The 18929-nt window shown below is 68.0% G+C and carries 18 protein-coding genes and 1 pseudogene; 10 read left to right on the top strand and 9 right to left on the bottom strand.

The features are described 5' to 3' along the window. Nucleotides 1-41: 41 nt before the first annotated feature. The 3 genes from R0D99_RS01175 to R0D99_RS01165 all read right to left on the bottom strand — a co-directional run bounded on the left by R0D99_RS01175 (nucleotide 42) and on the right by R0D99_RS01165 (nucleotide 2933). On the bottom strand, nucleotides 42-809 hold the full coding sequence (locus tag R0D99_RS01175; protein ID WP_317749601.1) for a TerC family protein: 768 nt from the start codon (nucleotides 807-809) through the stop codon (nucleotides 42-44). A 149-nt stretch (nucleotides 810-958) separates the two neighbouring features. Beyond that, entirely contained in the window at nucleotides 959-1783 is an 825-nt protein-coding gene (locus R0D99_RS01170; protein ID WP_416365954.1) for a substrate-binding domain-containing protein, read from the bottom strand. 184 nt (nucleotides 1784-1967) lie between these two features. Continuing rightward, nucleotides 1968-2933 (bottom strand): tripartite tricarboxylate transporter substrate binding protein, encoded by a 966-nt coding sequence (locus R0D99_RS01165; RefSeq protein WP_317749600.1) that lies wholly within the window; start codon nucleotides 2931-2933, stop codon nucleotides 1968-1970. Between the two features lie 99 nt (nucleotides 2934-3032). Here R0D99_RS01165 and R0D99_RS01160 point away from each other — a divergent pair, with 99 nt between their 5' ends. Beyond that, nucleotides 3033-3968, top strand: coding sequence for a LysR family transcriptional regulator (locus tag R0D99_RS01160; protein ID WP_317749599.1), 936 nt, complete (start codon nucleotides 3033-3035; stop codon nucleotides 3966-3968). Here R0D99_RS01160 and R0D99_RS01155 read toward each other — a convergent pair. The 3 genes from R0D99_RS01155 to R0D99_RS01145 form a co-directional block, all read right to left on the bottom strand. Further along, the gene (locus R0D99_RS01155) at nucleotides 3940-4206 is read right to left on the bottom strand and encodes a cytochrome C oxidase subunit IV family protein (RefSeq protein ID WP_317749598.1); all 267 of its coding nucleotides are present in this window, start codon (nucleotides 4204-4206) and stop codon (nucleotides 3940-3942) included. The genes R0D99_RS01160 and R0D99_RS01155 overlap by 29 nt on opposite strands. Nucleotides 4207-4497: 291 nt before the next feature. Continuing rightward, entirely contained in the window at nucleotides 4498-5064 is a 567-nt protein-coding gene (locus R0D99_RS01150; protein ID WP_317749597.1) for a cytochrome c oxidase subunit 3, read from the bottom strand. 103 nt (nucleotides 5065-5167) lie between these two features. Next, the gene (locus tag R0D99_RS01145; RefSeq protein WP_317749596.1) at nucleotides 5168-6184 is read right to left on the bottom strand and encodes a C4-dicarboxylate ABC transporter; all 1017 of its coding nucleotides are present in this window, start codon (nucleotides 6182-6184) and stop codon (nucleotides 5168-5170) included. Between the two features lie 313 nt (nucleotides 6185-6497). Between R0D99_RS01145 and R0D99_RS01140 the strand changes: the two genes are divergently transcribed. The 6 genes from R0D99_RS01140 (at nucleotide 6498) to R0D99_RS01115 (ending at nucleotide 12765) form a co-directional block, all read left to right on the top strand. Further along, nucleotides 6498-7517 carry a sulfate ABC transporter substrate-binding protein gene (locus R0D99_RS01140; protein ID WP_317749595.1) on the top strand — a complete coding sequence of 340 codons (1020 nt, stop codon included), beginning with the start codon at nucleotides 6498-6500 and terminating at the stop codon, nucleotides 7515-7517. A 32-nt stretch (nucleotides 7518-7549) separates the two neighbouring features. Further along, nucleotides 7550-7780 (top strand): hypothetical protein, encoded by a 231-nt coding sequence (locus R0D99_RS01135; protein WP_317749594.1) that lies wholly within the window; start codon nucleotides 7550-7552, stop codon nucleotides 7778-7780. A 610-nt stretch (nucleotides 7781-8390) separates the two neighbouring features. After that, the gene (locus tag R0D99_RS01130; protein ID WP_317749593.1) at nucleotides 8391-9389 is read left to right on the top strand and encodes a sulfate ABC transporter substrate-binding protein; all 999 of its coding nucleotides are present in this window, start codon (nucleotides 8391-8393) and stop codon (nucleotides 9387-9389) included. Nucleotides 9390-9603: 214 nt separating this feature from the next. After that, a complete protein-coding gene (cysT, locus tag R0D99_RS01125; protein ID WP_317749592.1) occupies nucleotides 9604-10476 on the top strand; it encodes a sulfate ABC transporter permease subunit CysT in 873 nt (290 codons plus the stop codon). 134 nt (nucleotides 10477-10610) lie between these two features. Continuing rightward, nucleotides 10611-11495 carry a sulfate ABC transporter permease subunit CysW gene (gene cysW / locus R0D99_RS01120; RefSeq protein WP_317749591.1) on the top strand — a complete coding sequence of 295 codons (885 nt, stop codon included), beginning with the start codon at nucleotides 10611-10613 and terminating at the stop codon, nucleotides 11493-11495. Nucleotides 11496-11676: 181 nt separating this feature from the next. After that, nucleotides 11677-12765 (top strand): sulfate ABC transporter ATP-binding protein, encoded by a 1089-nt coding sequence (locus R0D99_RS01115; protein WP_317749590.1) that lies wholly within the window; start codon nucleotides 11677-11679, stop codon nucleotides 12763-12765. 133 nt (nucleotides 12766-12898) lie between these two features. On the opposite strand, the gene ssb is transcribed toward R0D99_RS01115, so the two are convergent. Next, the gene (ssb, locus tag R0D99_RS01110) at nucleotides 12899-13405 is read right to left on the bottom strand and encodes a single-stranded DNA-binding protein (RefSeq protein WP_317749589.1); all 507 of its coding nucleotides are present in this window, start codon (nucleotides 13403-13405) and stop codon (nucleotides 12899-12901) included. A 76-nt stretch (nucleotides 13406-13481) separates the two neighbouring features. Here ssb and R0D99_RS01105 point away from each other — a divergent pair. Continuing rightward, nucleotides 13482-14681, top strand: a pseudogene (locus R0D99_RS01105) (chloride channel protein); the annotation flags it as partial. Between the two features lie 124 nt (nucleotides 14682-14805). Here the strand turns inward: R0D99_RS01105 and R0D99_RS01100 are convergent. Then, entirely contained in the window at nucleotides 14806-15999 is a 1194-nt protein-coding gene (locus R0D99_RS01100; protein ID WP_317751169.1) for an MFS transporter, read from the bottom strand. Between the two features lie 184 nt (nucleotides 16000-16183). Between R0D99_RS01100 and R0D99_RS01095 the strand changes: the two genes are divergently transcribed. Beyond that, nucleotides 16184-16645: a c-type cytochrome gene (locus tag R0D99_RS01095; RefSeq protein WP_317749588.1), complete on the top strand. Its 462-nt coding sequence runs from the start codon at nucleotides 16184-16186 to the stop codon at nucleotides 16643-16645. A gap of 25 nt (nucleotides 16646-16670) precedes the next feature. Here R0D99_RS01095 and R0D99_RS01090 read toward each other — a convergent pair whose 3' ends face one another. Then, nucleotides 16671-18011, bottom strand: coding sequence for a dicarboxylate/amino acid:cation symporter (locus R0D99_RS01090; RefSeq protein ID WP_317749587.1), 1341 nt, complete (start codon nucleotides 18009-18011; stop codon nucleotides 16671-16673). Nucleotides 18012-18309: 298 nt separating this feature from the next. Here R0D99_RS01090 and R0D99_RS01085 point away from each other — a divergent pair, with 298 nt between their 5' ends. Continuing rightward, nucleotides 18310-18882 (top strand): ecotin family protein, encoded by a 573-nt coding sequence (locus tag R0D99_RS01085; RefSeq protein WP_317749586.1) that lies wholly within the window; start codon nucleotides 18310-18312, stop codon nucleotides 18880-18882. The last annotated feature ends 47 nt before the right edge of the window (nucleotides 18883-18929 follow it).

Here is an 18929-nt window from a genome sequence, read left to right as displayed (position 1 = left end):
AAGGGCCGCTTAACGCGGCCCCGCCACCGCCGCCGCCGCGCTCAGTCGGCGCCGCCCGGGATGTGCTTGTGCAGGCGCAGCTTCTGCTGGTTGCGGCGCATGCGGATGTTGAGCAGCTCCACCGCCAGCGAGAACGCCATGCCAAAGTACACGTAGCCCTTGGGCACGTGCTGGCCAAAGCCTTCGGCGATCAGCAGGATGCCGACCACCGTGAGGAACGACAGCGCCAGGATCTTGATGGTGGGGTTGTCGTCGACGAATTCGCCAATGGGCTTGGCCGCGAACATCATCACCGCCACCGAGGCCACCACCGCGATGATCATGATGGCGATGTCGCCCACCATGCCGACGGCGGTGATCACGCTGTCGAGCGAGAACACGATGTCGATGATGGCGATCTGCACGATGATCGCGGCAAACGACGCACGCGCCTTGCCCGCCATGCCGTCGCCGTCTTCGTCCTCGCCCGGCGTCATGGACTCGTGGATTTCATGCACGCTCTTCCACAGCAGGAACAGCCCGCCGCCGATCAGGATCAGGTCGCGCCCGGTGATCGGGCGGCCCATCACGGTCAGCAGCGGCGTGGTCAGCTGCATCACCCAGGTGATCGACAGCAGCAGCATGATGCGCGTGAGCATCGCAAAGCCCAGGCCCAGGCGCCGGCCCAGGTTGCGCTGCTCGGGCGGCAGGCGGCCGACCAGGATGGAGATGAAGATGATGTTGTCCACCCCCAGCACGATCTCCAGGCCGACCAGGGTGACGAGGGCGACCCAGCCCTCTACGCTCGACATCCAACCGAACCATTCCATCGCGTGCCTCCTCGCGCCCCGGCGGCGGGACGTCGGGCGTTTATACCGTGATTCCGCCGCGCGGCGCTTCGGTGATACCCGATGTCAGCTATGTTTTTAGTAGCTTCAAGCGCTTGCCAGGCAAGCGCAGAACCGCTGAAATCCTCAGATCAGGGCTTGGCCACCGGGTCCAGCCCGGTGTCCTTGATCACGCCCGCCGCCGCCGGCGACGCCAGGTAGCGGATGAACCGGCGCGCGCCTTCGGGGTTGGGCGCATCGGCCATCAGCCCAGCGGAGAAAAACACCTTCTGCTGCACTTCGTCGGGGATCGGGCCCAGGTAGTCCAGCTCGGTGAAGGGCAGCAGTTCGCTGGCCTGCTGGAAGCCCAGCTCGGCATCGCCCCGCGCGACCACGGCGCCCACGCGCTCGCTCATGATCTTTTTCGCCGTCACCTTGGTGCGTTCGGCCACGCCCAGTTTCGGGAACAGCTCTTCCGACAGGTAGGTGCCGCTGGCGCTGGCCGAATAGGCGATGGACTTGGCATTGAGCAGCGCGTTCTTCAGCGCCGGCACGGTGCTGATGTCGGGCTTGGGCGTGCCCTTCTTGACCGACGCGCCGATCAGCGAGCGGCCCAGATCAACCCGGCTGCCGCCCGCCACCTTGCCTTGGCGCACCAGGGCTTCAAGGCCGTTATCCGCCAGAATCACGATGTCGAATTTTTCGCCCCGCGCCAGCCGGCTCGGAATGGAGTCGGGCGCATTGCCGATGGAGGCGCCGTAGCTGCTGACGATCTTCACGCCGCTGGCCGCCTCGTACAGCGGCGCCAGCGTCTTGTACGCCGCCGTGAAGCCGCCCGAGCTGATGACGCGCACTTCGTTCGCGTTTGCTGCAGAAGGTGCAGCGCTCTTCGCAGATCCCATGCCGGTGGGCGTGCTGCAGGCGCCCAGCAGGGCCAGGCTGCCGGCGACGAAGGCGCGGCGGGTCCAGATATTCATGTGGCGGGTCATAGTGTCTCCTCGGTTGGCGCGCTGCTCTCGTGCAGCACGCAATTTTCATTGATAAACCGTCCTGCTCGTCATCCCCGCGCAGGCGGGGATCCAGCCGTGCGGGCCAGCGGTCACTGGATTCCCGCCTTCGCGGGAATGACGGAATGATGCACCGCAGCAGTGTTAGAACGCGTCAGTCCTCTTTCATCTGGGCGGCTTTCACAATCGGCGTCAGGCGCTTCTTCTCATCGTCCAGAAACTTCACGAAGTCTGCCCGCGTGCCGCCCAGCGGGTCGATGCCTTGCGGGATCAGCCTTGCGCGAAGTTCGGGCGATTTCAGCGCCGTGTTGATGGCGGCGTTCATCTTGTTCAGGATGTCTTCCGGCGTGCCCTTGGGCGCGAACACGCCCGACCAGTGGCCGATGAACACGTTGCCAAAGCCCTGCTCCTGCGCGGTGGGCACGTCGGGCAGCGCGGCAATGCGGCGGTTCCAGGTGGAGGCCACGGCGCGCAGCTTGCCGCCCTTGATCTGCGGCAGCGTCACCACGCTGGCTTCGGACGTGGCGTCGACCTGCTTGCCGATCACCGCCACCACGCCTTCGCTGCCGCTCTTGTACGGCACGATCTGCAGCTTGGCGCCGGCGCTCACTTTCAGCATCTCGGCCACGAAGTGCGGCGTGCTGCCGGTACCGGCGGTGGAGAAGTTCAGGCCCTGGCCCTGTTTGGAGCCGGCGACCAGCGACTTCAGGTCCTTGTACGGCGAATCGGCCGGCACCACGATGAGCGAAGGGCTCACCGCCATCAGCGCCACGGGCACCAGCGCGTCGGGCGCGTAGGGCATCTTGGCCTTGATGAGCGGGTTGGTGATGATGCCGCCGGCTGGCGCGAGGAAGGTGTAGCCATCGGGCGCGCTCTTGGCCACGATGTCGGAGCCCAGTACCGAGCCCGCGCCCGGCTTGTTGTCGATGATGATGGGCTGGCCCAGCTGCTTGGCCGCGGCTTCGGCCACCGCACGCGCCACCAGGTCGTTGGCGCCGCCGGGACCGAAGGGCACGACGAACTTGATCGGCTTGGCGGGCCAGTCGGCGGCGTGGGCCGCCACGGCGGTCAGGGTCAGCGTCAGGGCAGCCAGCGGGGCGCGCAGAGCGGGGTGGAGCATGGTGAAGTCGTCGAAGCGATGTGGAAAAACCGTCGGATGCTAGGGCGAACCGCGGCTTGTGTGAATTGCATCCTGATTCACAATTGATGCATGTCGCGCATGAATTTCGATCTGACCGAGTTGCAGGCCCTGGTCGCGGTGGCCGATCAACAGAGCTTCCGGGCCGCCGCCGAATCGCTGCACCTGTCGCAGCCCGCGCTCAGCCGCCGCATCGGCAAGCTGGAGGCGGCGCTGGGCACGCCGCTGCTGGCGCGCACCACGCGGCACGTGGCGCTCACCGCCACCGGGCGCGAATTCCTGGAGCCGGCGCGCGCCGCGCTGGGCGGCCTGCAGGACGCGGTGCTGCGCCTGGCCGGCAGCACCGCGCTGCGGCATGGGCGCGTCGGGCTGGCCTGCGTGCCGTCGGTGGCGGCGCAGGTGCTGCCGACGGTGCTGCGCGCTTTCGCCGCGCGCTTTCCGGGCGTGCGGGTGCAGCTGACCGACGGCAGCGCCAGCGCCGTGCTGGCGGCGGTGACCGACGGCCAGGCCGATTTCGGCATCGACTTCGTCGGCGCGCAGGAGCCCGACGTGCGCTTCGAGCCGCTGGGGCGCGAGCCCTACGTGCTGGTGATGCCGCGCACGCACGCCTGGGCGCGCCGGCGCAGCGTGCGCTGGGGCGAGCTGGCGGGCCAGCGCCTGGTGTCGGTGTCGCGCCGCAGCGGCAACCGCGTGCTGATCGACCAGGCGCTGGCCGATCTGCCGGCGCGGCCGGTGGCCTTTCACGAAGCCGAGCACGTGGCCGGCGCGCTGGCGCTGGTCGAGGCCGGACTGGGCCTGGCCGCGCTGCCGCGCCTGGGCGTGCCGGCGCGCCATCCGCTGCTGGCCGCGGTGCGGCTGGTGGAGCCGGTGGTCGAGCGCGTGCTGGGCCTCGTCACGCCGCTGGACCGCCCGCTGCCGCCCGCCGCCGCGGTGCTGCACGAGATGCTGGCCGCCGCGCTGCCCGGCCAGTGGCTGACGCCGATTGCCGCTACGCCAGCGCGTACGCCAGCACGATGAGCGCGACGATGGCCGTTAACGCGCCGGCCAGCCCCCAGCGCCAGGCGGGCGGCGCGTGGCGCAGCTCCATGAATTCCAGCAGCACGGCCAGGCCCTTGGCCCAGGCCAGCGCAAACACCAGCGCCACGCCGGCCAGCCCGGCGCGGCCCACCCAGCCGCTGGCGCCCAGCGCCCAGGTGACGGCGGTGGCGGCCAGCAGCGCCAGCCAGACGAGGTCGAGCACGCGTTCAGGCTTCATGCGCGCCCCATCACGTAGACCAGCGGAAACAGCACCAGCCACAGCAGGTCGACCAGGTGCCAGAACACGGCCGCGGTTTCTAGGGCCTGTTCACGCTATTTTTAGCCATGCGTTGCGAGTCAAAAAGGCCACTCGCCAAGGCGCCAGCCGCCGCCCAGGTAGGTACCTTGGCAAGGATGGCAACGCTGGCGATGGCCTTTTTGATCGCAACCCGGAGGGAACATGCTTGAAAAACCGCCACTCGTCGTTGCGCTCCTAGCGCAGACGCCCGGTCTGGGCGTCGTCGCGCGCCTAGATTGGCGCTTTTTCAAGCATGTTCGCATGGCTAAAAATAGCGTGAACAGGCCCTAGCGCGTGGCCCTGCAGCACGCCGCGCGGCTGGCGCAGCAGGCCGATGCCGACCAGCCCCAGCGCCAGCAGGCCGGCCAGCACGTGCAACAAGTGAAAGCCGGTCAGGATGAAATAGAAGTCGAAGAACAGGTTGGTCGACAGACCGATGCCCTCAAGCGCCTTGTCGGCGTATTCCTTGAGCTTCAGCGCCACGAAGCCCGCGCCGCCGGCCATGCCCGCCGCCAGCCAGGCCATGCCCGCGCCGCGCGTGCCGCGGCGCACCGCCAGCACCGCGCGCGCCACGCACCAGCTGGCCGTCAGCAGCAGCGCGGTGTTGAGGGCGCCGGCGCTCAGGTCCAGCTGCTGCTGCGAGGCGGTGAACAGCGCCGGATGCCGCAGCCGCGTGAAGGCAAAGGCGACGAACAGCACCGCAAACGTGGCGCCTTCCAGCAGGATGACGTACCAGATGAACAGGTCGCCCGGCAAGCGCGAGGTGGGGCGCGATGGGGCCGGGCGGGCGGGCGTCACGACCCTGCCCCTGCGCGGGGCGCCAGCCGTTTTGCTACACAATTCGTAGCTGTCTGCGCTTGTCCTGCAAGCGCCAGCGGCAGAAAATATATGAAACCCGACATCACCGCGGCGGCGGCGGGCCGCTGCCGGCGGCGGCGATCATCGCCACCGGTTCGGGTTGCAGCAGGCTGCCTTCGCGCCAGCCCTTCCAGGTGGCGATGGCCAGCAGCGCCACCACCAGCGAGGCCAGCGCCAGCGCGATCATGGCCGGCGCCTGCGCCAGCGGGTGCAGCGCGGCCAGTCGCAATGTGAGCGCGGCAAACGCCGCCAGCGGAAAGCCCATCGACCAGAAGCCGAAGGAGAACGGCTGCGCCAGCATGCGGCGCGCGATCTGGAAGCTCCACAGCACGAAGAACAGCGCGATGCCCCAGCACATCCACGCCAGCACGGCCGGGCCGCCCAGCTGCAGCGTGGCGCTGCCGACCACCGCCGGCGGCGCGACGGTGATGAAGGTGGCCGGCAGCAGCCGGTCTGGCCACAGCCCGTGCACGGCGATGCGCACCATCAGCAGCGTCAGCACCACCGGCCACAGCAGCAGCCCGATGCCGAACTGCGCCGCCGCCCAGGCCCCCGCGCCCAGGCTGACGCCCGCCAGCGGCGCCAGCACGTTGCCGACCACCGGCACGATCATCACCGGCGTCAGCGCTGGCCAGCTGAGCGCCTGCGCCTTGTCGGGGCTGAGCCAGCGCGACAGCACCCAAAGCGTGACGCCGAACTGCGCCAGCGACCCCACCCACCACAGCGCCGCCAGCCAGTCGCTGGTGCCCAGCAGCGACACGCCCGCCGTGGCCAGCAGGATGATCGACACCGGCAGCGTGGCGATGAAGGCGTGGCGCACCGGGTGCTTCAAGTCGGCCGCCAGCGCCTCGGGATAGCGCTGCCAGCGCAGCCACGACAGCACGGCCAGCGCCACGAACACCAGCGCCGCCACCGCCGCCAGCACCAGCGCACCCGCCCCCGCCATGTCGCCCAGCAACGGCTCGGCCCGCCCCCACGCCAGCGACAGTCCGGCCAGCCCCATGACCATGGCGAACACGTTGGGGGCGAGGTGCTTGAGGGCGTCGGGGGCGTGGGGCATGGCGCGATGATGCCACGCCGATCGCTATTTTTTTAGTAGCTGATAGCGCTGTAGGGGCGTGCGCAAGCAGGGTTTTTATGGACATCGTTGCACATTGACCTGCTGGATGACCGAAGGCCGCGCAGCAGGCCACCCCGGAACGCCGTGCTCGGGGTTCCCCGAGCGCCAGCGTTGTCCCCTCCGGGGGAAGGCGTCGCAGGCGCCACAGGGGGGATCGTAATAAGCAAACAAGAAAACAGTAGTTCCCTTTGAACGGCACGCCTTTCATCATCGCGGCCTTGTTTTGGTTTTCTCTCAAGCTGGAGTCCGCCCCATGAACCGCCGCCGCCTTGCGCTGCACACCCTGGCCACCGCCGCCCTGCTGGCCGGCGCGCCCTTCGCCCACGCGCAGCAGCCCGCCGCCGTGACCCTGCTCAACGTCAGCTACGACCCCACGCGCGAGTTCTACGTCGAATTCAACAAGGCGTTTGCCAGGCGCTGGAAGGCCAAAACCGGGCAGGACGTGGCCGTCAAGCAATCGCACGGCGGCTCGGGCAAGCAGGCGCGCTCCATCATCGACGGGCTGGAAGCCGACGTCGCCACGCTGGCGCTGGCCGGCGACACGGATGCGCTGGTCACGCACGGCGCGCTGATTGCCAAAGACTGGCAAAAGCGCCTGCCGCACAACAGCTCGCCCTACACGTCCACCATCGTGCTGGTGGTGCGCCACGGCAACCCCAAGGGCATCAAGGACTGGGACGATTTGGCCAAGCCCGGCGTCAAGGTCATCACCCCCAACCCCAAGACCAGCGGCGGCGCGCGCTGGAACTACCTGGCCGCGTGGGAATACGCCAGGCGCAAGCACGGCGGTGACGACGCCAAGGCGAAAGCCTTCGTCGCCCAGCTGTACCAGAACGTGCCCGTGCTCGACACCGGCGCGCGCGGCTCCACCATCACCTTCGGCCAGCGCAACCAGGGCGACGTGCTGATCGCCTGGGAGAACGAGGCGCATCTGCTGGGCAAGGAATTCGGGCAGAAGTTCGACATCGTGTACCCGAGCCTCTCCATCCTGGCCGAGCCGGCCGTGACGCTGGTCGACAAGAACGCCGACAAGCACGGGACCCGCGTTGTCGCGCAGGCGTACCTGGATTACCTCTACACCGACGAAGGGCAGGACCTGGCCGGCAAGCACTTCTACCGCCCGATCAGCGAGAAGGCCGCGGCCAAGTACGCCAGGCAGTTCCCCAAGCTTCAGCTCTTCACCATCGACCAGGCCTTTGGCGGCTGGGCGCAGGCCAGCAAGGCGCACTTTGCCGATGGCGGTCATTTCGACCAGATCTACACCCACAAGTAAGCCGTTGCCCTCAACCTGACAAGGAGTTCGCCATGCGCCCGCCCATCACCCACCCGTTGCCGCCCGCCGCCCTGCGCGTGCTGGCCATAACCGCCGACGCGTGGGGCCTGAGCCTGTGCGCGCCCCTGCCCACGATCCGCACGCAGCCACCGCGCGCCCCACGCGCGCAGGCGCACGCACACGCCGCGCACAGCACGCCTGCGGATTTGCGTCAGTGGCCGTATTGGCCGGACTACCCCAGCGCGGCGATTGGGTGGCGGTGAATGGGTTGGCAGCCGGTTCAAGCCAAAAGTGCTGCCAGCGCTTGCTGGACAAGCGCAAGCAGCTATCATTTTTGAGCTGGACCACCCTCACCCCAACCCTCTCCCAGAGGGAGAGGGAGTCAAGTCCAAGGCCGAGCGCAGCGATGGCCCGAGTGGACTTCAACTCCCCTCTGGCCGTGCCGAGAAGCGCAGGGCGTGGGGCGGGCGCGCAGCGAAGCATGCGCGCTTCGTGCTCTGACTCGCTGCGGATGTCTGAGCGCAGCGCCGCAGGCGCAAAGCGAGTTCCGCAGCGCCGCCCCACACCCGAGCATCGCAGGCTGCCCGCAGCGCAGCGAAGGGACACGGCCAGTGGGGCCGCCTTTTCTTTGCCTACTTTCTTTTGGCGGAGCAAAAGAAAGTAGGTCGCCCGCCGGGGCGAACTCCCGGCCAGCCGCGCATCCAGCGTCTCAGCCCCTCACCCCAAACTCTCTTCAAAGGGGCGAGGCAGCAACCCCCCTTATCCCACCCAGGCATAAAGAAACAAGAAAAAAGTAGTTTGAGTTCTGAAGCCCCGCCTCCAAACTCATGCCCATGGTCGGCATTTCGCCGACCTCGTCATTTGCGCAGTGCCATGAAAACCTCCCTCCGCCTCGCCCTCTCCGCCCTCGCCCTGGCCGCCGCTGGTGCCGCCAGCGCCCAGACCAGCCTGCTCAACGTCAGCTACGACGTCGCCCGCGAGTTCTACAAGGACTTCAACACCGCCTTCATCGCCGATTACAAGAAGAAGACGGGCAAAGACATCAAGGTCGACCAGTCCCACGCCGGCTCCAGCGCGCAGGCGCGCGCCGTGGCCGACGGTCTGGCCGCCGACGTGGTGACCATGAACACCACCACCGACATCGACTTCCTGGCCGACAAGGGCGTGGTCGCCAAGGACTGGCGCGCCAAGTTTCCGAACGGCGCGTCGCCCACCACATCGACCATGCTGTTCCTGGTGCGCAACGGCAACCCCAAGAACATCAAGGACTGGGACGACCTGGTCCGCCCCGATGTGAAAGTCGTCGTGGTCAACCCCAAGACCGGCGGCAACGGCCGCATGGCCTACCTCGCGGCCTGGGGCCAGGTGCGCGCCAAGGGCGGCACCGACGCGCAGGCGGCCGAGTTCGTCGGCAAGCTGTACAAGAACGTGCCGGCGCTGGCGCGCGGCGGGCGCGATGCGACGGGCATGTTCCTGCAGCGCAACCTGGGCGACGTGCTGGTGACGTTTGAATCCGAAGTGGTGTCGGTCGAAAACGAATTCGGCAAAGGCAAGGTCGATGCCATCCACCCCAGCGCCAGCATCGTGACCGAGAACCCGGTCGCCATCGTCGAGCGCACGGTGGCCAAGAAGGGCACGGCGGCCGAGGCCAAGGCGTACCTGGATTTCCTGTATTCGCCTGAAGGGCAAGAGATCGCCGCCAAGCACAACATCCGCCCGCGCAACGAGGCGATCCTGAAGGCGCATGCCAACGTGTTCAAGCCGATCAAGCTGTTCACGGTCGACCAGTACTTCGGCTCGCTGGCCGAGGCGCAGAAGGTGCATTTCAACGACGGTGGGCAGTTCGACAAGCTCTACACCCCCGGCAAGTAAAGCGCGGATGGCTCCCTCTCCCGCGCGCGGGAGAGGGTTGGGGTGAGGGCGGCTGTTGCCCCTTCCCCCGCTGGGGGAAGGTTGGGATGGGGGCCGCGCGCCGTGGACGATGCACACGCCGCCAGCCCCTCACCCCAGCCCTCTCCCCAGAGGGGCGAGGGAGAAAACAGCCCCAGCGCCCGCCCATCAAGCGCCATCAGCCATCAAAACCATCATGTCCACCGCCACGCTCGCCGTGCCCCTGTCGTCCGCCGCACCCCGCCGCCGCGCCGCGCGCCGGGTGCTGCCCGGCTTCAACCTCACGCTCGGCTACACGCTGCTGTACCTGAGCCTGATCGTGCTCATCCCACTCTCGGCACTGGTCTTCAAGACCTTCTCGATGACCTGGGCCGATTTCTGGACGGCCGTCAGCGCACCGCGCGTGGTGGCCTCGTTCAAGCTCACGTTTGGCGCCTCGCTGATCGCCGCCTGCGTCAATGTGGTGGCCGGGCTGCTGGTGGCCTGGGTGCTGGTGCGTTATTCGTTTCCGGGCAAGAAGATCGCCGATGCATTGGTCGACTTGCCCTTTGCCCTGCCCACCGCCGTGGCAGGCATCTCGCTCACCGCCATCCTGGCCGACAACGGCTGGCTCGGGCAGTACCTGGCGCCGCTGGGCATTCAGCTCGCCTTCAATCCCAACGGCATCGTGATCGCGCTGATCTTCATCGGCCTGCCCTTCGTGGTGCGCACCGTGCAGCCGGTGCTGGAAGACACCGAGCGCGAGCTGGAAGAAGCCGCAGCCTGCCTGGGCGCGACGCGCTGGCAGACCTTCTGGCGCGTGATCTTTCCGGCCATCGCGCCGGCCCTGCTGACGGGCTTTGCGATGGCGTTTGCGCGCGCGGTGGGTGAATACGGCTCGGTCATCTTCATCGCCGGCAACATGCCCATGGTGTCGGAGATCACGCCGCTCATCATCATCGGCAAGCTGGAGCAGTACGACTTTGCGGGCGCCACGGCGGTGGCGTCGGTGATGCTGCTGATGTCCTTCATCCTGCTGCTGATCATCAACGCGTTGCAGGCCTGGCAGCGCCGTCGCACGGGGGCGTGAAATGCACGACCTGCAATTGATTTCCCTACGAACCGGCCTGAACCCCCGTCATTCCCGCGCAGGCGGGAATCCACGGGCGCGCCCGGTGATGACATGGATTCCCGCCTGCGCGGGAATGACGGCATGGTGAGAGCATGAGTCACTCATCCGCGATTGCCAAACGCGTGCGCACCACCGAGTCGCCCGCCGTGCGCTGGCTGCTCACCGCGCTGGCGCTGGGTTTCATGGCGCTGTTCCTGGTGCTGCCGCTGGCCGCCGTGTTCGTCGAGGCGCTCAAGGCCGGCTGGTCGGCGTATTGGGACGCGCTGAAGGAGCCCGACGCGCTGGCCGCCATCCGCCTGACGCTGATAACGGCGGCGATTGCGGTGCCGCTGAACCTCGTCTTTGGCGTGGCGGCGGCGTGGTGCATCGCCAAGTTCGAGTTCAAGGGCAAGGCCTTTCTGACCACGCTGATCGACCTGCCGTTTTCCGTCTCGCCCGTGGTCGCCGGCCTGATCTACGTGCTGGTGTTCGGCGCGCAGGGCTGGCTGGGGCCGTGGCTGGCCGAGCACGACATCAAGATCGTGTTTGCCGTGCCGGGCATCGTGCTGGCCACGGTGTTCGTCACCTTTCCGTTCATCGCGCGCGAGCTGATCCCGCTGATGCAGGCGCAGGGCAGCGACGAGGAGCAGGCCGCGCAGGTGCTGGGCGCCACCGGCTGGCAGACGTTCTGGCGCGTGACGCTGCCCAACATCAAGTGGGGGCTGATCTACGGCGTGATCCTGTGCAACGCGCGGGCCATGGGCGAGTTCGGCGCCGTGTCGGTCGTCAGCGGCCACATCCGCGGCCAGACCAACACCATGCCGCTGCACGTGGAGATTCTCTACAACGAGTATCAGGGCCAGGCCGCGTTTGCGGTGGCCTCGCTGCTGGCGCTGCTGGCGATTGTCACGCTGGTCATCAAGACGGCGGTGGAATGGCAGCACGAGCGCGAGATGAAAGCCACGGCCGAGTTGGCACCGGAGCGGCCTGCCGCCTGAGTGAGAACCGCCGGACGCGAAGGACGCAAAAGGTACGCGAAGGACGCGAAAGAAAACCAAATTTCTTGCTTTCCCCTTGCCGTCAACCCGCATTCGAAAAAACAAATCTTTGGCTGTTTTTTTCGCGTCCTTCGCGAAACCTTCGCGCCCTTCGCGTCCGGTATTTCAAGGTATTGAAAACATGAGCATCGAAATCCGCCACGTCACCAAGCACTTCGGCAGCTTCCGCGCGCTGAACGATGTCAGCCTCGACATCGCCTCGGGCGAGCTGGTCGCGCTGCTGGGCCCTTCGGGCTGCGGCAAGACCACGCTGCTGCGCATCATCGCCGGGTTGGAGTCGGCCGACAGCGGCAGCATCCTGTTCAGCGGCGCCGACACCACCGACGTGCACGTGCGCGAGCGGCAGGTGGGCTTCGTGTTCCAGCACTACGCGCTGTTCCGCCACATGACGGTGGCCGAGAACGTGGCCTTTGGCCTGCGCGTCAAGCCGCGCCGCGAGCGCCCGAGCGACGCGCAGATCAAGGCCAAGGTGCACGAACTGCTGAGCCTGGTGCAGCTCGACTGGCTGGCCGACCGCTACCCGTCGCAACTGTCGGGCGGCCAGCGCCAGCGCATCGCCCTGGCGCGCGCGCTGGCGGTACAACCCAAGGTGCTGCTGCTGGACGAGCCCTTTGGCGCGCTCGACGCCAAGGTGAGGAAAGAGCTGAGAAGGTGGCTGCGCCGCCTGCACGACGAGCTGCACGTCACCAGCATCTTCGTCACGCACGACCAGGAAGAGGCGCTGGAGGTGGCCGACCGCGTGGTGGTGATGAACAAGGGCCACATCGAACAGGTCGGCACACCGCAAGAGGTGTGGGAGCAGCCCGCCAGCCCCTTCGTCTACGGCTTTCTGGGCGACGTGAACCTGTTCAAAGGGCGCGCCAGCGGCGGTCAACTGCAAGTGGGCGACTGGCAGATCGCCGCGCCCGAGCATGCCGACGCGCTGGACGCCGAGGCCATGGCCTTCGTGCGCCCGAGCGACCTGGCGGTGGCGCCTTACGTGGCCGGCGCGCCGGGCCTGGCCGCACGGCTGGACCGCGCGCTGCTGGTCGGCCCGATGGCGCGGCTGGAGCTGACGCCGCGCGAGCACCCCACGCAAATCCTGGAGGCGCACCTGCCGTCGGACGAATTCCGCCGGTTGGGCGTTAAGGAAGGCGACACCGTCAGCGTGTCGCCGCGCAAGGCGCGCGTGTTCCTCGAAACGGCGGACGACCCGGCGGCGATGATCTGACGCCAGCGCACGGCCGGTCGCCCATGCTGACTATATTATTGATAGCTGCCTGCGCAGGCAGGATCGGCGCCAGGATGCGATTTCGCTTTAAATCGCGGCGCCCGCCGGCGCCGGATGACGCCGACCCGCGCGCTCAGAACGGGATGTCTTCGTCCATGTCGTCGAAGCCCGACGACGACTGACGCGCGGCGGGGGCCGGGGCACGCGGTGCCGGGGCGGCGCGCGGGGCCGGCGCGGCGCGGCGCGGCGCGTCGTAGCCGCCGTCGCCATAGCCACCGTCGTCGCTGGACGGGCCGCCCATGCCCTGGCGGCTGCCCAGCATCTGCATCTGGTCGACGCGGATGTCGGTGGCGTATTTTTCGACACCGTCCTTGTCCTGGTACTTGCGCGTGCGGATGCTGCCTTCAATGTAGATCTGGCTGCCCTTGCGCAAATACTGACCGGCGATTTCGGCCAGCCGGCCATTGAACACCAGGCGGTGCCATTCGGTGTGCTCGCGCGGCTCGCCCGTCTGCTTGTCCTTCCACTTGTCGGTGGTGGCCAGCGTCACGTTGGCGATCTGGTCGCCGCTGGGAAAAGAACGCATTTCGGGGTCGCGCCCCAGGTTGCCGACGAGGATGACTTTGTTGACGGAGGCCATGGCGTGTTCCTGTAAAAGTGAAGGGGAAACAGCGGTTGAACGAGTCTGACATTGTGCCGCATGCCCCCGTGCCAGAATGCCCTGCATGAAGGGCGACCCGGATTTTCTGGGCCAGGTGCGCAGCGAGGTGATCGACCCGCGCGTGTGGATCGACCGCGTGGTGGTCGGGCTGTTCGCGCTGCTGGCGGGGCTGTCGGTGGTGCTGTTCACGCTGCTGGCCGATGCGGCGGAATCGATCTTCCGCGCCATGTACGGCGGCTGGCGCTTCTGGCCGCTGCTGTGGACGCCGGCACTGACGGCGGGGGTGGTGTGGGCGACGATGCGCTTCGCGCCGGGCGCGGGCGGCTCGGGGCCGCCGCAGGCGCTGGCGGCGCTCGACCCGCGGCTGGACGCGCCGTCGCGCTCGGCGCTGGTGTCGCTGAAGATTTCGCTGGCCAAGGTGCTGGCCGTGACGGGCGGGCTGCTGGCGGGGCTGTCGATTGGCCGGCAAGGCCCGTCGGTGCAGATTGCCGCGGGTGTGATGTATGCGGCGCGGCGCTTTCTGTCGCCGCGCTCAGGCATCAGTGCGCGCGAATTGCTGGTGGCGGGCAGCGCGGCGGGCATCGCGGCGGCGTTCAACACGCCGCTGGGCGGCATCGTGTTCGCCATCGAGGAGCTGTCGCGCCGGCTGGAGACGCGCTCGTCCGGCCTGATGCTGGCCGCCATCGTGATGGCCGGCCTGGTGGCGGTGGCGGCGTTTGGCAACCTGTCGTACTTCGGGCGCATCCGCATCGAGCATGTGGGCTGGGGTGTGCTGCTGCCCGGCGTGGCGCTGGCCGTGGCCTGCGGGCTGCTGGGCGGGCTGTTCGCGCGGCTGCTGATCGTGTCGCTGTTTGGCGGCGGCGACCGCTTCAGCGCCTTTCGGCGCCAGCACCCGATCCGCTTTGCCGCCGCCTGCGGGCTGGCGGTGGCGGTGATCGGCATCCTGACGCAGGCCAGCGCCGTGGGCGGCGGCAACGTGCACACGCGCACCCTGCTGGGCGGCGCGACGCCGGACTTTCCGCTGCTGTGGACGCTGCTGAAATTCGTCGCCACCTGGCTGTCGGCCTGGTCGGGCGTGCCCGGCGGGCTGTTCACGCCCAGCCTGTCGATCGGCGCCAGCCTGGGGCACGACGTGGCGACGCTGCTGTCACCCGAGCACGCCACGGTGCTGATCGCGCTGGGCATGGCCGGCTTTCTGGCGGCGATGACGCAGACGCCCATCACCGCCATGATCATCGTGATGGAGATGGTCGACGGCTACGCCATGGTGCTGGGGCTGATGTCGTGCGCGCTGCTGGCCAGCCTGGTGTCGCGCATGGTCAGCCGGCCGCTGTACGCCACCATTGCCGATCAGCTGGTGGCGCGCCTCGCACCTGACGCTAAGGCGAAGACGCCCGAGCAGCAGATGGCCGAGCCGCCGGCACCACCTGCGCCCAGCCCGCCAGCAGCCACAGCAGCGCCAGCGCCGATGTCGCCACCAGCACCGCCTGCGGACCCCCGGCCTTGACCAGCCAGCCGCCCAGCGCGCCGCCGGCAAACAGGCCCAGCGACTGCAGCGTGTTGTAGACGCCCAGCGCGGCGCCGCGCGCGTGGGCGGGCGCCAGGCGCGAGATCAGGCTGGGCTGCGTGGCTTCCAGCAAATTGAAGGCGATGAAAAAGAAGAACATCAGCGCGCCCAGCGTCCACAGCCCCGGCGCGCGCGGCGCCAGCAGCAGCAGGGCCAGCTGCACCACGAACAACAGCGCGATGCCGATGCGCAGCACCGCGCGCAACTGCCCGCGCCGCTCGGCCGCGAACAGGCCGCCCAGCATGAAGAAAGAGGCCAGCACCGCTGGCAGATACACGTGCCAGTGCTGCGATTTTTGTAGCCCCGCCTGCACCAGCAGCCCCGGCACCACCACCCACATCGCCATCTGCACCGTGTGCAGCACGAACACGCCCAGGTCCAGCCGCCACAGGTTGGGGTGCAGCCACACGTCGGCCAGCCGGCCGCGCGGCGCGTCGGCTTGGCTAGCAGGCTCAGCCGGCGTCCACCACAGCACCACGGCGATACCGGCCAGCGCCAGCGCGGCGGTGATCCAGAACAGGCCGGTCAGGCCAATCGCCCCCGCCAGCGGCGGCGCCGCCACCAGCGACAGCGCGAACATCGCCGCGATGCTGATGCCCACCAGCGCCATGCCCTTGGTTCGCACCTCGTCGCGCGTCAGGTCGGCCAGCAGCGCCGTGACGGCGGCAGACACCGCGCCCGCGCCCTGGATTGCGCGGCCGACAACCAGCATCTGCACGCTGCCCGCCAGCGCCGCCACCATGCTACCCAGCGCAAACACGACGAGGCCGATCACGATGATCTTCTTGCGCCCCACGCGGTCAGAAGCCAACCCCAGCGGCACCTGCATCACCGCCTGCGTCAGCCCGTAGATGCCCATCGCCAGCCCGACCAGCGCCGGGTCGTGGCCGCCGGGCAGGCGCGCGGCCTCCAGCGCGAACACCGGCAGCACCAGGAACAAGCCCAGCATGCGCAGCGCGAAGATGCCCGCCAGCGACAGGCTGGCGCGGCGCTCGTCGGGCGTCATTCGGTGGGCGGCCGGGGGAGAGAGCGGGGCAGGCGCGGACATCGAGGCAGGCAGTGGTTCGGCGACGGATCACGCCGGCAACCGCGCATTGTCGGTGATTCGCCTCGGGCGCAGGCGCGCGCGGGCCGGGCTGGGGCCGGCGCGTGTTACAAACACCGGTGACTCATTGCCAAAGGTGACCCCCATGACCCTTCGTCCGCTCTACGCCGCCCTGATGATGCTGGCCGCCGGCCCGGCGCTGGCCCAGCTCAGCATTCCGCCCAACCTGCGCAGCGGCGAGCAGGTGTACCGCCAGGTCTGCGTGGCCTGCCACGAAACGGGGGTGGCGCATGCGCCCAAGTTCAAGGACGCCCAGGCCTGGGCGCCGCTGATCAAGGAAGGCCAGGCGGTGCTGACCGGCCACGCCTGGGTGGGCGTGCGCGCCATGCCGGCGCAAGGCGGCGACCCGAAGCTGACGCTGGTGGAGTTTTCGCGCGCCGTGGCCTACATGGCCAGCCAGGCGGGCGGCGACTGGAAGGACCCCGACGTCGCGATGATGCGCCGCATCATCGGCGAAGCCGAAAAGCGCATCGACCATTCCATCGCCGAATCGCGCAAGATGAAGCAGCACCTGCAGCAGCTGACGCGCGGCAAGGCGCCGCGCTGACCCGCGCGACGCACGCCGGACGCGCTCAGTCGTCGGCCGTCATGCCGACCAGCGTCGGCTCGTGCACCATCGACGGGTTGCCCAGCACGGCGTGCAGGCGCACGTTGTCCAGCTGGCCGTCCCAGCGCGACACCACCACGGTGGCGACCGCGTTGCCGATGAAGTTGGTCAGCGCGCGGCATTCGCTCATGAAGCGGTCGATGCCCAGGATCAGCGTCATGCCGGCCACCGGCACCTCGGGCACCACCGCCAGCGTGGCCGCCAGCGTGATGAAGCCGGCGCCGGTCACACCCGCCGCGCCCTTGGAGCTGAGCATGGCCACCAGCAGCAGCAGGATCTGCTGCTGCAGCGACAGGTTGATGTCCAGCGCCTGCGCGATGAACAGCGCCGCCAGCGTCATGTAGATGTTGGTGCCGTCCAGGTTGAACGAGTAGCCCATCGGAATCACCAGCCCCACCACCGGCTTGCCGCAGCCGGCCGCCTCCATCTTGTGCATCAGGTTGGGCAGCGCCGATTCGCTGCTGCTGGTGCCCAGCACCAGCAGCAGTTCGTCCTTGATGTAGCGGATCAGCCTGAGGATGGAAAAGCCGTTGAAGTACGCCACCAGCCCCAGCACCACCAGCACGAACAGCAGCGACGTGATGTAGAACGTGCCCACCAGCATGGCCAGGTTGCCGATCGACTTGATGCCGTACTTGCCGATGGTGAAGGCCATGGCACCAAACGCGCCGATCGGGGCGAACTTCATCAAGATCGCCACCAGTTTGAACACCGGCACCGCCAGCGTGCTCAGAAAGTCGAACACCGGCCGCCCGCGGTCGCCCACCGCCGCCAGCGCAATGCCAAACAGGATGGCCACGAACAGCACCTGCAGGATGTCGCCCCCCACCAGCGGGCTGACCAGCGTCTCGGGGATCACGTTCAGCAGAAAGCCCGTCAGCGTCGAGTCGTGCGCCTTGCTGACGTAGGTGCTGACCTTCGACGCGTCCAGCGACTTCGGGTCGATGTGCATGCCGGCGCCCGGCTGCAGCGTGTTGGCCACGATCATGCCCACCACCAGCGCCAGCGTGGAGAAGGTCAGGAAGTAGATCATCGCCTTGCCGGCCACGCGGCCGACGGCGCGCATGTTGCTCATGCCGGCGATGCCGGTGACCACGGTCAGGAAGATCACCGGCGCGATGATCATCTTCACCAGCTTGATGAAGGCGTCGCCCAGCGGCTTCATCTGCTCGCCCAGGCTGGGCCAGAACATGCCCAGCAGGATGCCCAGCACGATGGCGATGATGACCTGGACGTACAGGATCTTGTACCAGGGCGTATGGCGCGGCGCGTGTGTATGCGATTCGATTTCTTCGGCGGTCAGCATGGGGTGTCTCTCTCTGTGAGGCACCCCGCCCGCCCACGACGAGCGCGCCGGTGCCGGGTCAGAAATGTAGTCCTGCGCCTACACAAAATCGATACGTAGTTGAACGTATACCGGGATCCGTCCGTCCGCATCGACGCGAACATGACTCCTATTTTGATAGCTATATGTGTAATCCAATAAAGCGCTGGCGCGTCTTTTTATGGGATTACTTTTTGATCGCCCCACGGTTGACCCCGAGGCTTGCCGCGTTGCGCGGGCAACCTGCGCAACGGCCAACAGGTTCTGCTATGTTGCCCGCATGCGACCCTCGAACCTGCCCGCTGCACCACTGCACAGACCTGGCCTGAGCAAGGCCGCGCGCTGGCGCCTTGGCGTGGCGGCTGCGGTCGCCTGGGCGCTCACCCACGCCGCCACGGCGCAGGATTTGCCACGCCAGGGTGGGAGCCTTCGACCCGCGCTGACGTTGCAAGACGCGCTGCGCACGGTGCCCGAGCACATGGCCGGCTATCGTCGGCACGTTTTTTATCTGCCTGAGCGCGCCGATGAGAACCAGCTGCAGGTCGAGCTGTTCGGCGGCATGGTGGTCGAATGGGACAACTGCAACGCGCCGGTGCTGCAAGGTGAAGTCGAACAGCACAGCCTGCGCGGCGTCGGCCATACCTATTGGGTGTTCAAGAGCGACGGCCGGATCATCCGGACCGCCATGGGCTGCTGGCCAATCCCCGATCACGGACAGACGTTTGCGGCCATTGCTTCGCCGCGGCTGGATTACAACAGCCGCCTGCCAGTGGTCGCCTTCGTGCCGGAAGCCATGACGCTGCGCTACCGCGTCCTGACGCTCGGGCCGCTGCAGACCGTGCCTGAACGCTGACAGCCGCGCCCGGCGGTGCGTGGCGCGGATCACGCGACCGCCCCTTG

The sequence above is a fragment of the Ottowia sp. SB7-C50 genome (genome assembly GCF_033110285.1).
Classification (GTDB): Bacteria; Pseudomonadota; Gammaproteobacteria; order Burkholderiales; family Burkholderiaceae_C; genus Ottowia.
The sequence above is the reverse complement of the archived record's forward strand: the minus strand, read 5'-3'. Positions and strand labels throughout refer to the sequence as shown.

Coding starts and splice junctions, on each gene's coding strand:
- R0D99_RS01175 (WP_317749601.1), bottom strand. CDS start 809: ATGGAATGGTTCGGTTGGATGTCGAGCGTAGAGGGCTGGGTCGCCCTC.
- R0D99_RS01170 (WP_416365954.1), bottom strand. CDS start 1,783: ATGAATATCTGGACCCGCCGCGCCTTCGTCGCCGGCAGCCTGGCCCTG.
- R0D99_RS01165 (WP_317749600.1), bottom strand. CDS start 2,933: ATGCTCCACCCCGCTCTGCGCGCCCCGCTGGCTGCCCTGACGCTGACC.
- R0D99_RS01160 (WP_317749599.1), top strand. CDS start 3,033: ATGAATTTCGATCTGACCGAGTTGCAGGCCCTGGTCGCGGTGGCCGAT.
- R0D99_RS01155 (WP_317749598.1), bottom strand. CDS start 4,206: ATGAAGCCTGAACGCGTGCTCGACCTCGTCTGGCTGGCGCTGCTGGCC.
- R0D99_RS01145 (WP_317749596.1), bottom strand. CDS start 6,184: ATGCCCCACGCCCCCGACGCCCTCAAGCACCTCGCCCCCAACGTGTTC.
- R0D99_RS01140 (WP_317749595.1), top strand. CDS start 6,498: ATGAACCGCCGCCGCCTTGCGCTGCACACCCTGGCCACCGCCGCCCTG.
- R0D99_RS01135 (WP_317749594.1), top strand. CDS start 7,550: ATGCGCCCGCCCATCACCCACCCGTTGCCGCCCGCCGCCCTGCGCGTG.
- R0D99_RS01130 (WP_317749593.1), top strand. CDS start 8,391: ATGAAAACCTCCCTCCGCCTCGCCCTCTCCGCCCTCGCCCTGGCCGCC.
- cysT (WP_317749592.1), top strand. CDS start 9,604: ATGTCCACCGCCACGCTCGCCGTGCCCCTGTCGTCCGCCGCACCCCGC.
- cysW (WP_317749591.1), top strand. CDS start 10,611: ATGAGTCACTCATCCGCGATTGCCAAACGCGTGCGCACCACCGAGTCG.
- R0D99_RS01115 (WP_317749590.1), top strand. CDS start 11,677: ATGAGCATCGAAATCCGCCACGTCACCAAGCACTTCGGCAGCTTCCGC.
- ssb (WP_317749589.1), bottom strand. CDS start 13,405: ATGGCCTCCGTCAACAAAGTCATCCTCGTCGGCAACCTGGGGCGCGAC.
- R0D99_RS01100 (WP_317751169.1), bottom strand. CDS start 15,999: ATGACGCCCGACGAGCGCCGCGCCAGCCTGTCGCTGGCGGGCATCTTC.
- R0D99_RS01095 (WP_317749588.1), top strand. CDS start 16,184: ATGACCCTTCGTCCGCTCTACGCCGCCCTGATGATGCTGGCCGCCGGC.
- R0D99_RS01090 (WP_317749587.1), bottom strand. CDS start 18,011: ATGCTGACCGCCGAAGAAATCGAATCGCATACACACGCGCCGCGCCAT.
- R0D99_RS01085 (WP_317749586.1), top strand. CDS start 18,310: ATGCGACCCTCGAACCTGCCCGCTGCACCACTGCACAGACCTGGCCTG.